This is a genomic window from Aeromonas sp. QDB18 (assembly GCF_027705325.1).
Taxonomy (GTDB): Bacteria; Pseudomonadota; Gammaproteobacteria; order Enterobacterales; family Aeromonadaceae; genus Aeromonas; species Aeromonas caviae.
Window position 1 is genome coordinate 22,055 of the sequence record NZ_JAPDBQ010000025.1, and the last position, 12,817, is coordinate 34,871.

Genomic DNA, 12,817 nt, shown 5'->3' on the forward strand with positions numbered 1-12,817 from the left:
TCGACGTTCTTCTATTGAGCGGCGGCATGGGCCACCGTGGGAATAAATGCGGGACAGCACCTCGGGATCAGGGCGCCCATGCAGGCAACAGCGCCACGCGGGCGGGTCAGGGACCGGCCGGTGGAAACAAGGAAGAGGGTTGCGTTACATGGGTCTTCTCGCCTGAGCCAAAGCAAAATTGCGCGGCATTATACCCGCGCGAGTGAAAAATACCCAGCCCGGCATCGACGGCGCCGGTCCGGGCGGGATCACGACGCCCTCATCACCCGGTTGCGCCCCGCCAGCTTGGCCTCGTACATGGCCTCGTCGGCGCGGCGGATCAGTTCGCCCAGGTTGTCATCCTCGCGCTTGTATTCAGCGCAGCCGATGCTGATGCGGATGGGGTGATCCGCCGGCACCTCCTCGATGGCGAGACGGGCGACCTCCTGGCGGATCCGTTCCGCCACCTCGGCGGCCTCGTCGAGACGGGTGTCCGGCAGCAGCACCAGAAACTCCTCGCCGCCGTTGCGCCCCACCCGGTCCAGGCTGCGCAGCTGAGACTCGATGCACTGGGCCACGACGGTCAACACCCTGTCCCCGACGTGGTGGCCAAGAGTGTCATTGACCCGCTTGAAGTGATCTATGTCCAGCAGCAGCACGCACAGGGGCTTGCCCTCCTCCCGCGCCTGGATGAACCACTTGCGCCCCTTGGCCTGGATCTGGCGCCGGTTGTGGATGCCCGTCAACTCGTCCGTCATAGCGAGGCGCTGCATCTTGCGGGTGCGTCCACGCTGGTGCACCACCAGAATGCCCATCACCAGCAGCAGCAGGAACAACACCAGGTATTGCCAGTAGCGCCGCTCCTGCAACTGCTTGAGCTTCTCGGCCTGCAACTGCTGGCTCGCTCTCAGGGTCTGGTTCTCCAGCTCCTTGCGGGAGAGATCGAACTCGAAGCGCATCTGCAGGGTGCGTTGCTCCCGCAGCCGCTGCTCGAGGGCATGACGGGTCTGGACGAAGCTCTTGAGGCTGGCCAGCGCCGCCTGGATGTGCCCCTGGCGCTCCAGCACCCGGGCCCGTGTCTCATGCACCCGGGCGAGGAAGCGCAGGTTATGCTCCCGGGTAAAGATAGGCTCGGCCTCGTCCAGGTGCCGCAGCGCCTCGCCGGGTCGGTTCAGGGCCTCGAGGACCTCGGCCATGACGAGGTGCCAGTGGCCCAGGGTGACGCTGTCCGCCCCCTCCCCTTGATGAAGGGAGGCTGCCGCCTGATCGAGCTTGATCATGGCCTGGTCCGGCTTGCCCTGTTTCTGCAGGATGGTGGCCAGCTCGATCCGGCTCCAGGCCAGTACTCCTTCCTGCTTTGACCCCAGATAGTAACGCTCCGCTTCGGCCATCAGGGGCAGCGCCTTGTCGTACTCTTCGGTGTCGATGTAGAGGAGCCCCTGCTGGCTGTGAATGTCCACCAGGTGCTCCTCGTCCCCGAGCTGCCGGTAGTCGTGTTCCAGCTCGTTGAAGTAGCTCTCGGCCCGCTCATAGAGCCCCATCCTGCGATAGGCATTGGCAATATTGGCGAGCCCCTCGCGCCCCTTGGCCTCCAGCCCGAGCGCCTCGTAGCGCAGGTGGGCATCGATGAGATCCATCAGCCCCTCCGCCAGCTCCCCCTGGTAGGAGTACATCTCCCCCCGCAGACTCAGGATGTCGGCACGCTGGCGCTCATCCCCGAGCCGGCGAGCCAGGGTCAGGGCGGCGTCGTAATCCTCCCCGGCCCCGGCCATGTTGCCGAGCAGTTGCCGGTGATACCCGCGGCAGGCGAGCAACCCTACCTCGGTGACCCTGTCCTTGCGGGCACGGGCCTGCGCCAGCTCCTGCTCCTGCTCGGCAAACGCCACCGCGCGGCGAAACTCCTCGTCCCGTTCACTCGGCTGGGCCCAGCACTGCAGCCGGGCAAGGCGGCCCTGCACCTCGGGCGGATAGTGTGCCTATCCGGCAGTCAGGGCGGCGACACGCTCGCGAAACACCTGCACCGGCATCGTCGACTCTTCCAGTCGCTGCAACGCCAGTTGCAACTCGTACCCAGCCAGTGGCGTCGCCTGGGCCAGGGCAACCCCCAGCAACAGACCACCTCCCATCAGGATCTTCATGCGGACATTTTCTCCTCTTCACTGGCCGGACGCCGCGCTCACCACTGTCATCATATCCCCACAGACTCTGGGCGCACAGCCGCCAGAGGTTGAGAAAACGCCTCATATCGAACGAGAGCCTCCCCTATCTCCTTCTTTACAGAAGGAGAGAGTGCATCGACTATATATGCTTTCGAACAGGGGAAGGGATGAGAAATGACCTACGAGGAGCTAAGGGAGGCTTACGACAGGTTGTTGCTGGAGAACGAGCGTCTCAAACGCATCGCGGATGACGCGCGGGAGAAGCTGGACGCCGCCATGGACGGCACCGGCCTGTGCATCTGGCAGAACCATGTGCCCACCGGCAAACTCATCATCTTCAACCGGCGCTGGGGCTCCATGCTCGGTTACCAGCCCAAGGAGCTGTCGGCCCACTTCGACGTCTGGCGCGCCCACCTGCACCCGGAGGACAGGGAGCAGGTGCTGCAGGCCTTCTTCGACCATCTGGAGGGCAAGAGCCCGTTTTATCAGGCGATGCACCGCATGATCGGCAAGGATGGCAAGACCACCTGGGTGCTGGACCGGGGCCGGGTGGTGGAGCGGGATGAGCAGGGCAACCCCGTCCGGGTGATGGGCACCCACATCGACATCACCCACGAGAAGGAGTACGAGCAGCAGCTCGCCCAGCTTGCCCACCGGGATCCCCTCACCGGCCTGTTCAACCGCACCGCGCTGCACCGCCACTTTCCCGGGGAGTACCAGGCCATCTGTTTCATCGATCTCGATGACTTCAAGCTGGTGAACGACAACCTGGGCCACCGGGCAGGTGACGAACTGCTGGTCTCCCTCGCCCAGCGCCTTCGCCACTGCTGCGGCGAGGAGGTACGGCTGGGGCGCATCGGCGGGGACGAGTTCGTGCTGCTGCTGCCCTGGGCGTGCGACGATCCCCGCACCAGCCACCTCGCCCGCCAGTGCATCGATGCCATCGCCACCCCCTTCGAGCTGCCCAACGGGGACGCCTCGGTGGGACTGAGCATGGGAATTGCGGCCATCCGGCCCCAGGACGATTTCGGCGCGGCGCTGGCCCGGGCGGATCAGGCCATGTACAGGGTCAAGCGCAGCGGCAAGCGGGGTTTTTATATTGCCCAGCCAAGCGGTCAACCGCTGCTGGATCAGGAGCAGGTCAACGAACGGGGCCTCTACCACAGGCCCACTCTCTGAGCCTGAGCGCCCTCAATGGCGCTGCCAGCGCCGCAGCAGGCGTCCACGCAGGCCGCAATCGAGCAGCCAGCTGTTGTCGAACACCCGCAAAATGGCCGCCTTGGCGTGACGGGACATGGCGACCGCATGGAAGCGTGTCTGCTGCGCCCGTCGCCGGTTCATCCGCTCGAGCAGGGGGTGGGGCAGGTTCTGGGCGATGAAGTCGGAGATCACCAGCACGTCGGCCTTGGCAAAGGCGGGTTGTTCGAGCTGGGTCAGGGCCTGCTCCAGGCAGGGCACCAGATCGGTCCCTCCGTGAAAACTCATGGAGAGAAAGCGCTCCGCCTTCTCAAGCCCGGTGTCGGCGGTGATCTCCAGGGTCGCCACCTCGGTGGAGAAGAGCATCAGATAGCAGCCCCGCTTCTCCTCCATCGCCCCTTTGAGCAGGGCGAGAAACAGCGCCTTGGCGCACTCCTCCGGATAGCCCCCCATGGAACCTGACGTATCGACGCAGACGATGAAGGGGCCCCGCGGCTGCACCTCCTGCCCTCCCTGCTCGGGGGAGCGCAGCATCAGACGCTGGCGCGGCAGGGTGCCCCGCGACTGGTAGCTCAGCAGGCGCCGCTCCAGATAACGGCGATAGAACTCCAGCTCCAGCTCCGGCAGCGCCAGCATCACCGCCTCGCTCGGCAGGAGGCGCATCAGATCGCTGGCCGGGTGCACCCCCACCAGATCGTCGGGCACATCGTCACTTTGCACCTCCTCCAGCTCGTTCACAGGCACCGGAGGCAGCGTCCTGTCCTCGCTGCGCCGCTCCCGCTCGCTGCGCCCAAGCAGGGCGGCGATCTCCGCGAGCAAAGGCTCCTGCTGCAACATGCGGGCGTACTGCTTCACCAGCGCCAGGCTGCGCTTGTGCCAGCTCCCCTGGGCCAGATCCCAGAGCCCCCCGGCGGAGATCTGGTGCGGATCCAGGGCATCGGCCAGGGTCCGGTTGGCCAGCAGTTGATCCTCTATCTCCTGGCGCTGCTTCTCCCGCTCCGCCTCCGCTATCTGCTGCTGCAACTGCAACAGGCTGCCCACCAGGCTGGCGCGCCACTTCTCGATGAAGAGCTGGCGCAGCCCCTCGGTGGGCTGGGCCACTATCTGGCGCACCAGGCTGCGGGCATCCCCCGCGAAGGGGCTGTGCTGCTCAAGGGCTTCCAGCAGGGCGGGCAGGCGCCCCACCAGCTCCGGCAGGGGCAGTTGCCGTTGGGCCTGATAGAGCAGGTATTCCCGCTCGAGGGCCACCGGCACCGGCTTGTGACGCATCTCCTCCCCAAGCTGTTCGCTCCAGGTCTGGATGCGCTTTCTGAGCAGCTTCCCCTGCAGGGGCGAGCGCTTGATGAACTCGGAGATCTTCGGGGTGGAGGCCAGCAGCAGCGCCATCTCCCCCGCCAGCTCCCCCTCGCCGATGAGGAGCCCCAGATCCATCATGCCGATCTCTAGCATGGCCACTCCCTGTGCAGGGGACGCAGGGTGCCATCCCGCAACGGCAGGCGGCTCGTGTTAGGGGCCAGCGCCACGTCGGACACCATCAGGCATCCAGCCTGGGCAGGCGATCCCGCCACTGTTGCAGCTCGGTGCCGAGCCGCTCCAGATCCCGGTTCAGCACGAAGAAGCTGTCCTCCACCTGGCGCAGCCAGTTGTCCCCCACGAACAGATGGGGCTGGTGGCGATCGAACAGGTTGCGCTGCCCCTTGAGGCTCTGCTGCACCCGGACCACCTGGCTCGCCAGCTCCTCCAGCTCCGCCAGCCAGGGGCTCATCACCACCTCGGGAATGGGGGTCCGCTCCACCAGCACCAGGGGCACGGGCTGGCGCTGGATATCCAGCACGTGCAGCCGCAGCTGCTCGTCCAGCACCAGCTCGTAGTGCCCCTCCTTGGGATTGCCGAGCTGCCAGCCCACCAGGGCCTCCCCGGTGGGGTGCCAGTGGGAGAGCAGGGTGCGATCGAAGGTGAGGGTCTCGGTCAGGCGGTCGGGATCGCCGCCGTCCAGGGGCGCCGGGGTGAGCAGGTGGAAGTGCACCTGCTTGCCGAACGCCCTGGCGTTGGCGAGCGGCAGCTCGGTGCCGCGGGCGCGGCGACCGAACCACTGCTTGCGCTTGACCGCCTTGCTGCCGATGCGTTGGGCGACGGCCCCCTTCAACTGCTTGAACCGCTCGCGCAGGGCCAGCAGTTGCCGGGTCAGCGCCAGCTGCTGGTAGCCGTAGAGGCGGGAAAATTCGCCGATCATCTCCAGCAGCGCGGTGCGGGAGGCCTCGTCGTGCCAGAGGCAATCCTTGAACAGCAGCAGATCCAGCGGGGCCACCTCGTCGCGGCCGTTGAAGAAGGCGCTCGCCTTGATGAGCCTGACGGCCTTCTTCCAGCGCCGATCCGAGACATAGCAGCCGTGCCCGAGCTGGCTGTCGAGCTGCTGGCGCAACTGGTAGATGAGCTCGAAACAGGCATCGGGCAGGCGCACCTGCTCGATGGCATCCTGCCAGGCGGCGTACTCCTCCCCCCGGATCTGCACCGAGGGGGTCAGGTTCTGGTGGGACTGGCCATCGCTCGCCAGCATGGCCTGGAAGTTGGATTTCTCCTGCACCCTGTCCATCCAGACCCGCACCAGCATGCGGTCGTAGAGCGCCTCCAGCCCGCTGTCCGGGGCCGGCAGCTCGTTGGAGGCGGTGACCAGCAGCCGCATGGGGATGGGGTGCTGGCTGTCGCCGTTGCGAAACTGCCGCTCGTTGATGGCGGTGAGCAGGGTGTTGAGGATGGCCGGGCCCGCCTTCCAGATCTCGTCGAGGAAGACCACCTCGGCCTCCGGCAGGTAGCCGGCGGTGAGCCGTAGATACTTGCCGTCCTCCTTGAGCGCCTGGATGGAGAGGGGGCCGAACACCTCCTCCGGCGTACTGAAGCGGGTCATCAGGTATTCGAAGTGACGGGCATCGTGAAACGCCAGCTTGAGCCGGCGGGCGATCAGGCTCTTGGCGATGCCCGGGGGGCCCAGCAGGAAGACGCTCTCGCCGCACAGGGCCGCCAGCAGGCCGAGCCGCAGGGCGTCCTGGCGCTCATACAGCCCCTCCCCGAGGGCGGCCAGGAGCCGTGGCAGGCGCTCATGGATGGGGGTGGCACGAACAGTATTCTGGGCTAAAGGCGGCATAGGCACAGCTCCGAAGCTGGTATTGTCATAGGGATTCGGGGTCCGGCCTCTGGCCCCCTCCCGTCGTCATTGTCTGTCATCTCTGTCCCCAACCGGCGTTCATCCGCCATCGCCGCACGGCGAAAAGGCAACGTCCGGGGTGCAGCAAAACCCGCGAGAGTGTACTCTGCGCATCAGAATTTACCCCAACGCAGATCAAGAGTGAGCCTTCGCCATGCAAGATCCCCTGCTGGACCCGCTGCGCCAGCGCATTCTGGCCCGGATGGGCATCACCCTCTGGCAACAGAGAGGCCGACTCCTGGCGGGAGGCACCAGCCCCGACGGCGCCGCGCAGCCGGCAAACACGCCCGCCGACGAGGTGCTGGCCCCGCAGGAGACCGCCCCTTTGCCGACCGGCAAGCTCTGGCTGCTGGCAGAGACGCTGCCCGCGCCCTACCTGCTCGGGGACATCTGCCGCTGGCTCGGCCTTGGCACGGACGAGGTCTCCCTGCTGTCCGAGATGCCTTCCCTGCCCGCGGGGGCCACTTCGCCCCTGCTCTGGCTGACGGCGCCGGACCCTCGCTGGCCCGATGCCCTGGTCTGCCCGCTCAAGCCCGATGGGGCGCACAAGCGCGCCCTCTGGCAGCAGTGTCGGCAGCAGCGCCACACCCCTTGATGCTCACGACCATGGCACGGCCATGGTGTCCATCGCAAGCCTGAATCCCGTCCGGAGTGACCATGTCTGACCTCTTGCCCCACTTTCGCCCCCTGCTCGAATCGGACTTCGAAGCCATCTACCCCATCGAGCAGGCCGCACACCAGGAGCCCTGGAGCCAGGCCAACCTGCTCTCCTGCTTCGGGCCGCGCTATCTCAACGGCCTGATGCTGGTGGACGGACGACCGGCCGGTTTCTACATCTCGGATCTGGTGGCGGGAGACAGCTCCCTGATGAATCTCTGCGTGCATCCCGATTTTCAGGGCCAGGGGCTGGGGCGGGCGCTGCTCAGGGAGTACCTGGCCCGCAGCAAGGCCGGCAAGGCCGAGGCCTGGTTCCTGGAGGTCAGGGCCGGCAACCGCACCGCCATCAACCTCTACGAGAGCGAGGGGTTTGCCGAGTATTGCCGCCGCGCCGACTACTATGGCACCGGGCAGGAGAGGGAGGATGCCGTGCTGATGTCCCGTCTGTTCGACTTCGGCTGACAACCCGCTGCAGACCGCCGTCAGCGGACGCCCCCCTCTGACCTCCCAGACTCCCCCTCTTCGCTTCCCCCCTCAAGGCAGGGGCGCATTGTCGATGGAGGGGTCTTCCAGGCTCAGGGTCACCCTCAGCACGGCCTCGAAGGCGGCTCCCGAGAGGGGCATGAAGAAGCCGCGGCCATAGGTGACCCCGGGCATCCAGATCTCCTCGGTATCCGGCACGACCCTGATGGGGCGCAGGGGTTCCCCCGGTCGCTGGACATAGATGCCTGGGGCCGTCTCCACCCTGGGGAAGCGGCGCAGAATATGCTCGCTGCCATCCCCCGCATCCGGGTTGAGCCGCACCTTGGCCAGCCCCGCCAGGGCGGACTGCATCTCGGGGGCACGCCACATCCTGTTGTCGAGCGCCTTGCAGCGCCGGCACTTGGCGCGCTCGATCACATAGAGCAGGGGATATCCCTCCTTCAGTGCCAGCCGCTGCGCCTGCTCGTACCCCTCGGCGCCGCTCAGCCAGGGATTCTCCTGCCCCGCAGTTCCGCCCAACGCAAACCAGAGGGCACCGGCCCCCGCCAGCAGCAGCAAGGCGCCGGTCAACAGACTCTTGATCCCGATATTCATGGCTCTACTCCCTGAATGAATCCGACCCTTGCGCTTATCATGCCTGACTCTCCCCAAGTTGACGACTTTGTGATCCAGGACAAATGGCGAACACTTGTAAGCCGTAATCTTAGAGTTTAAACTCCAGCCCCGTTTTCAGTGCCCCTGCGGGCGCACAACTGTTACTTGAGGATGAGTGAGATGTCGCAGTTTCATCTGGTTAGAGTGATACGTGAGCGTATTGCCCGCCTTGGCAACAAGGCCGCCCTGCGCGTCCAGCAGGATGGCCAGTGGCGCGCCATCGGCTGGCGCACCCTGGGTCAGGCCATGGATTATTGCGCCCAGGGGCTGATCCGCGCCGGCCACCAGTCCGGCGAGATGGTCGGCATCTACGCCCGCAACATGCCGGAGTGGACCCAGGCCGATCTCGGCATCCTGGCCGCCCGCGGCGTCAGCGTGCCCATCTACCCCACCAGCACCCTCGATCAGCTGCGCTACATCGTCAAGGATGCCGGCATCAGGATGCTGTTCGTGGGGGAACAGCCCCAGTTCGATCAGGCGCTGCAGCTCATCGACAGCGGCGAGATCCGCCATATCGTCGCCCTGGACGGCACCGTCGACCTGCGCGGCTGCGCCGCTGCCAGCCACTTCCAGACCTTCCTCGTCTCTGGCAACCACCCACCCAGCGAGCTGGAGCTGCGGGAGCGCGAGTGCCACTACCGCATGGACGACCTGCTGACCCTGATCTACACCTCGGGCACCACGGGCGAACCCAAGGGGGTCATGCTCGACTTCGCCAACATGGCCGCCTGCTTCGAGATGCATGACCGCCGCCTCGACCTGAATGAACAGGACGTGTCCCTCTGCATGCTGCCGCTGAGCCACGTGTTCGAGCGCGCCTGGAGCTACTACGTGCTCTACTGCGGCGCCGAGAACGTCTACATTCGCGACCCGCAGAAGGTGATGGATGTCATCGGCGAGGTGAAGCCCACCGTGATGTGCGCCGTGCCCCGCCTCTACGAGAAGGCCTACGCCATGATCCAGGCGAAGGTCGCCCAGGCCCCGCACCTGCGCCGCGCCCTGTTCGGCTGGGCCACCCGGGTCGGCAGGCAGATGGTCGCCGCCCGCCAGGCGGGCAAATCCGCTTCTCCCCTGCTCTACGGCCAGCTCTGGCTTGCCGAGCGCCTGGTGTTTCGCAAGCTGCGCGCCCGGTTCGGCGGCCGTACCCGCTTCCTGCCGGTGGCGGGCGCTCGCCTCGCGGACGAGGTGAACCTCTTCTTCCAGGCCATGGGGCTCAACCTCAAGTACGGCTACGGCATGACCGAGACCACCGCCACCGTCTGCTGCTATGAAGACACCCGGTTCAGGCTGGGCTCAATCGGCACGGCGCTCAGCGGCATCGAGGTGAAACTCGGCGAGAACAACGAACTGCTGGTGCGCGCCCCCACCGTGATGCGCGGCTACTACAACAAGCCGCAGGCCACCGCCGAGGTGATGACCGAGGATGGCTTCCTGCGCACCGGCGATGCAGGCGAGCTGGATGACGAGGGCAACATCTACTTCACCGAGCGCCTCAAGGAGCTGATGAAGACCTCCAACGGCAAGTACGTGGCGCCGCAACTGGTGGAAGGGACCCTGGGCAAGGATCGTTTCATCGAGCAGATCGCCATCGTCGCCGATGCCCGCCACTTCGTGTCGGCGCTGATCGTGCCCTGCTTCGAGTCCCTGGAGGAGTACGCCCGCTCCATCAACCTGCAATACCAGTGCAAGACCGAGCTGCTGCGCCACTCCAGGGTGATGGAGTTCTTCGAGGCCCGCATCCAGGATCTACAGAAGGAGCTGGCCAAGTTCGAGCAGGTGAAGAAGTTCACCCTGCTGCCGAGCGCCTTCTCCATGGAGCTCGGGGAGATCACCCCCACCATGAAGCTGCGCCGCAAGATCATCGAGGCCAAGTACCAGCGTGAGATAGAAGCCATGTACAGCCACGTCTGATCGACGGGCCTGATATGAAAAAGCCGCTCATGGAGCGCAATGCTGTTCACTTAAGAGAATTTGAGTTCCAGTCCACGTAGTATCAGGGCTAAAAAATGAGGGAGGCATGATGCCTCCCTCTTTCTATTGCAAGCCACGCTGGATAAAGGCTGAAGGAACATCGACTGGAAACAGCCTTGCTCCCCCAACTCAAGTCGCATTTATGAATAATTAGTCAAAAATGTGCTTATCTGAACAGCATTGCGCTCATGGAGCGGCTTTTTGCTGGGCGTCTCTCCCTTATGGCAGCTTGACCAGGGGTTGCTCGCGCAGCTCGGTGGCCCGACCGCCCTGGATCTTCTCCACCTGGGCCAGGGCCTGCTTCACCTCGTCGGCATTTTGCAGCAGGCGATAGGTCAGATCGAAGGTCTTGGTCTCCCCCGGCTGGATCTTGGGGACCAGCCCGAGCGGGCGCTGGTACTTGGTGCTGTAGGCATAGCTGGTACCGGGTTCGATGCCGGTCACATAGCCCTGGGCCCGGGTGTCGGTGTTCTTCCACAGGGTCAGCACCGGCAGCTGTCGGGTGTTGTAGCCCACCGCCACTCCGGCGTTGCCGGCCCGGTTGTTCAGCACTGCCAGGGTATTGCCGTCGGCGTCGCTGTAGGGCACCAGGTTGAACACCATCTCGTCGAAGCCCTTGGTGGGCCCCAGATAGGTTTGCCAACCCTTGAGTCCGGCCTTGGCGTAGTCATTGAACGGGGAGATCTGCTTCACCGGCGTGCTCACCCTGGCTCCCTCCTCCAGAATGGGTGCCCCGAAGTTGCCGTGATAGATGATCTGGTACTCGTTCTCGTAATCCGCGTGGTTGGTCAGCTTGTCCTGCAGGGCAAACTCCGCCTGACCGGGCACCACGCTCAGCTGGGTCCAGGTGACCAGTTCGCTCATCTTGAAGGTGCGCTCGTCCACCCGGCCCAGCACGTGGATGGCATAGGGCGGCTCTTCGTCCACGGTCACGCTGACCACTGAGGCGGGAATGTTCTGCACCCGGCCATGGAGGCTCTTGAGGCGGCCGTCGTCATCCACTCCGGGATGACCCGTCCACTCGTAGCCGCAGCGCACCAGCATCTCGTTGAAGCCGTCGAGCCAGCCGAGGCCGCCACGGCTCTCGAGATCGATGAAGGCGGGGTTGACCACCTCCTTGACCGATGAATCCCAGCCGAGGCGCAGATCCGCCGCCTTGACCTCCTTGAGCCCCATGCCGCGGGTCGGCACCAGGGTGATCTTCATGACGCCGTTGTCGACGATGAGCAGATCCACCCCTTCCTGGCGGCCGCCGTGCAGACGTTTCTTCTCGATGGTAAAGGGAACCGGGCTCTTGATGCCGAGCTTCTCGCTGGTGATCTTCCAGTCGCCCACATCCAGCCCTTGCTGGGAGTCGGTCAGCAGAAATTCGGCGGCGTGACCCGCGGTGGCGCCCAGGGCGAGCAGCACGGCAATGGAGAGTTTCTTCAACATGGATTTATCCTCGTGTCTCTTGTTTTTGTGAAAGCTGAATCGTTTCAGCGATCGAAAACTAGGCGTCTGACGCCCCGGACTCAAGAGACAAAAAGAGGAAATGTGAGCCGATTGACAATAAAAACGGCTTCAGCCCTGCTGAAATGAAGGCTGACTCACAGTTATGAAAGGAGGAAAAAACAGGCGGGGTGAGAGGGGCGCCCCCTCACCCCGCCCGCACCACATCAGGCAAGGGCCAGCGCCACCGCGGCTTCGGCGTGGATGGCGGTGGTGTCATAGAGGGGCACGGCGGCCTGGCACGCCCCCACCAGCAGGGCGATTTCGGTGCAACCCAGGATCACCGCCTGGGCACCGGCCTGTGCCAGATCGGCGATGATGGCCAGATACTCGGCCTGAGACGACTCGCGAATATCGCCGAGGCAGAGCTCGTCATAGATGATGCGGTGCACCCGCTCCCGTGCAACGTCATCAGGCACCAGCACCTCCAGCCCGAAGCGCTCCTGGAGCCGCCCCTTGTAGAAATCCTGCTCCATGGTGAAGCGGGTGCCGAGCAAACCCACCCGGGTCACCCCGTCGGCCTGGAGGCGATGGGCCGTGGCATCGGCGATGTGGAGCAGGGGAATGTCGATGGCGGCCTCGATCTCCGGCGCCACCTTGTGCATGGTGTTGGTCCCGATCAACAGGAAATCGGCGCCACCGGCCTGGATGGCCCTGGCCTCGGCCGCCAGCAGACGGGCGGTGGCGGGCCAGTCACCGGCGTGCTGCAACCGCTCTATCCCGGCAAAATCCACGCTGCTCAGCAGCACCCGCGCCGAGTGCAGACCGCCGAGCCGCTCGCGTACCCCCCGGTTGAGGGCCTGGTAATAGCTGACGGTGGACTCCCAGCTCATGCCACCCAGCAGACCGATACATTTCATGAGATCTCCTTATGTAACCCGATGGTGCAAACCAATGCTGCAATCCCTCAGGGGGCGCGTTTGATCGCACCGCCCCGGCAATAAAAAAGGTTCTTCGCGGGATCTTGGGGAAGTGGAAGTTGACAGACAGGGTGCTGGTAAACTGGCTGTCTCCAAACACACCA

At 65.0% G+C, this 12,817-nt stretch carries 9 protein-coding genes and 1 pseudogene; 4 read left to right on the forward strand and 6 right to left on the reverse strand.

Translation table 11 applies throughout. From position 1 onward, the window contains the following. Window positions 1-248: 248 nt before the first annotated feature. A pseudogene (locus tag OKC30_RS06330) lies at window positions 249-2,117 on the reverse strand (diguanylate cyclase). Window positions 2,118-2,312: 195 nt separating this feature from the next. On the opposite strand from OKC30_RS06330, the gene OKC30_RS06340 reads away from it, so the two are divergent. After that, a complete protein-coding gene (locus OKC30_RS06340; protein ID WP_201970097.1) occupies window positions 2,313-3,317 on the forward strand; it encodes a sensor domain-containing diguanylate cyclase in 1,005 nt (334 codons plus the stop codon). A gap of 12 nt (window positions 3,318-3,329) precedes the next feature. Here OKC30_RS06340 and viaA read toward each other — a convergent pair whose 3' ends face one another. After that, window positions 3,330-4,784 carry an ATPase RavA stimulator ViaA gene (viaA, locus tag OKC30_RS06345; RefSeq protein ID WP_160839179.1) on the reverse strand — a complete coding sequence of 485 codons (1,455 nt, stop codon included), beginning with the start codon at window positions 4,782-4,784 and terminating at the stop codon, window positions 3,330-3,332. A gap of 85 nt (window positions 4,785-4,869) precedes the next feature. After that, window positions 4,870-6,477: an ATPase RavA domain-containing protein gene (locus tag OKC30_RS06350; RefSeq protein WP_160839177.1), complete on the reverse strand. Its 1,608-nt coding sequence runs from the start codon at window positions 6,475-6,477 to the stop codon at window positions 4,870-4,872. A gap of 214 nt (window positions 6,478-6,691) precedes the next feature. Here OKC30_RS06350 and OKC30_RS06355 point away from each other — a divergent pair, with 214 nt between their 5' ends. Together OKC30_RS06355 and rimI are read left to right on the forward strand one after the other, a co-directional pair. Further along, on the forward strand, window positions 6,692-7,132 hold the full coding sequence (locus OKC30_RS06355; protein ID WP_160839175.1) for a DNA polymerase III subunit psi: 441 nt from the start codon (window positions 6,692-6,694) through the stop codon (window positions 7,130-7,132). A 74-nt stretch (window positions 7,133-7,206) separates the two neighbouring features. Further along, window positions 7,207-7,656, forward strand: coding sequence for a ribosomal protein S18-alanine N-acetyltransferase (rimI, locus tag OKC30_RS06360; protein WP_160839181.1), 450 nt, complete (start codon window positions 7,207-7,209; stop codon window positions 7,654-7,656). A 72-nt stretch (window positions 7,657-7,728) separates the two neighbouring features. On the opposite strand, the gene OKC30_RS06365 is transcribed toward rimI, so the two are convergent. Beyond that, window positions 7,729-8,271 (reverse strand): hypothetical protein, encoded by a 543-nt coding sequence (locus OKC30_RS06365; RefSeq protein WP_160839173.1) that lies wholly within the window; start codon window positions 8,269-8,271, stop codon window positions 7,729-7,731. A gap of 180 nt (window positions 8,272-8,451) precedes the next feature. On the opposite strand from OKC30_RS06365, the gene OKC30_RS06370 reads away from it, so the two are divergent. Further along, the gene (locus OKC30_RS06370) at window positions 8,452-10,242 is read left to right on the forward strand and encodes an AMP-dependent synthetase/ligase (RefSeq protein WP_160839171.1); all 1,791 of its coding nucleotides are present in this window, start codon (window positions 8,452-8,454) and stop codon (window positions 10,240-10,242) included. Between the two features lie 279 nt (window positions 10,243-10,521). Here OKC30_RS06370 and OKC30_RS06375 read toward each other — a convergent pair whose 3' ends face one another. Both OKC30_RS06375 and OKC30_RS06380 read right to left on the reverse strand, forming a co-directional pair. Further along, window positions 10,522-11,736: an aldose 1-epimerase family protein gene (locus tag OKC30_RS06375; protein WP_270809577.1), complete on the reverse strand. Its 1,215-nt coding sequence runs from the start codon at window positions 11,734-11,736 to the stop codon at window positions 10,522-10,524. A gap of 224 nt (window positions 11,737-11,960) precedes the next feature. Beyond that, window positions 11,961-12,653, reverse strand: coding sequence for an aspartate/glutamate racemase family protein (locus OKC30_RS06380; RefSeq protein ID WP_042883369.1), 693 nt, complete (start codon window positions 12,651-12,653; stop codon window positions 11,961-11,963). Window positions 12,654-12,817 lie beyond the last annotated feature (164 nt).

What these genes read in the sequence shown, in the direction of transcription:
- OKC30_RS06340 (WP_201970097.1), top strand. Translation starts at nt 2,313, where the DNA reads ATGACCTACGAGGAGCTAAGGGAGGCTTACGACAGGTTGTTGCTGGAG.
- viaA (WP_160839179.1), bottom strand. Translation starts at nt 4,784, where the DNA reads ATGCTAGAGATCGGCATGATGGATCTGGGGCTCCTCATCGGCGAGGGG.
- OKC30_RS06350 (WP_160839177.1), bottom strand. Translation starts at nt 6,477, where the DNA reads ATGCCGCCTTTAGCCCAGAATACTGTTCGTGCCACCCCCATCCATGAG.
- OKC30_RS06355 (WP_160839175.1), top strand. Translation starts at nt 6,692, where the DNA reads ATGCAAGATCCCCTGCTGGACCCGCTGCGCCAGCGCATTCTGGCCCGG.
- OKC30_RS06365 (WP_160839173.1), bottom strand. Translation starts at nt 8,271, where the DNA reads ATGAATATCGGGATCAAGAGTCTGTTGACCGGCGCCTTGCTGCTGCTG.
- OKC30_RS06370 (WP_160839171.1), top strand. Translation starts at nt 8,452, where the DNA reads ATGTCGCAGTTTCATCTGGTTAGAGTGATACGTGAGCGTATTGCCCGC.
- OKC30_RS06375 (WP_270809577.1), bottom strand. Translation starts at nt 11,736, where the DNA reads ATGTTGAAGAAACTCTCCATTGCCGTGCTGCTCGCCCTGGGCGCCACC.
- OKC30_RS06380 (WP_042883369.1), bottom strand. Translation starts at nt 12,653, where the DNA reads ATGAAATGTATCGGTCTGCTGGGTGGCATGAGCTGGGAGTCCACCGTC.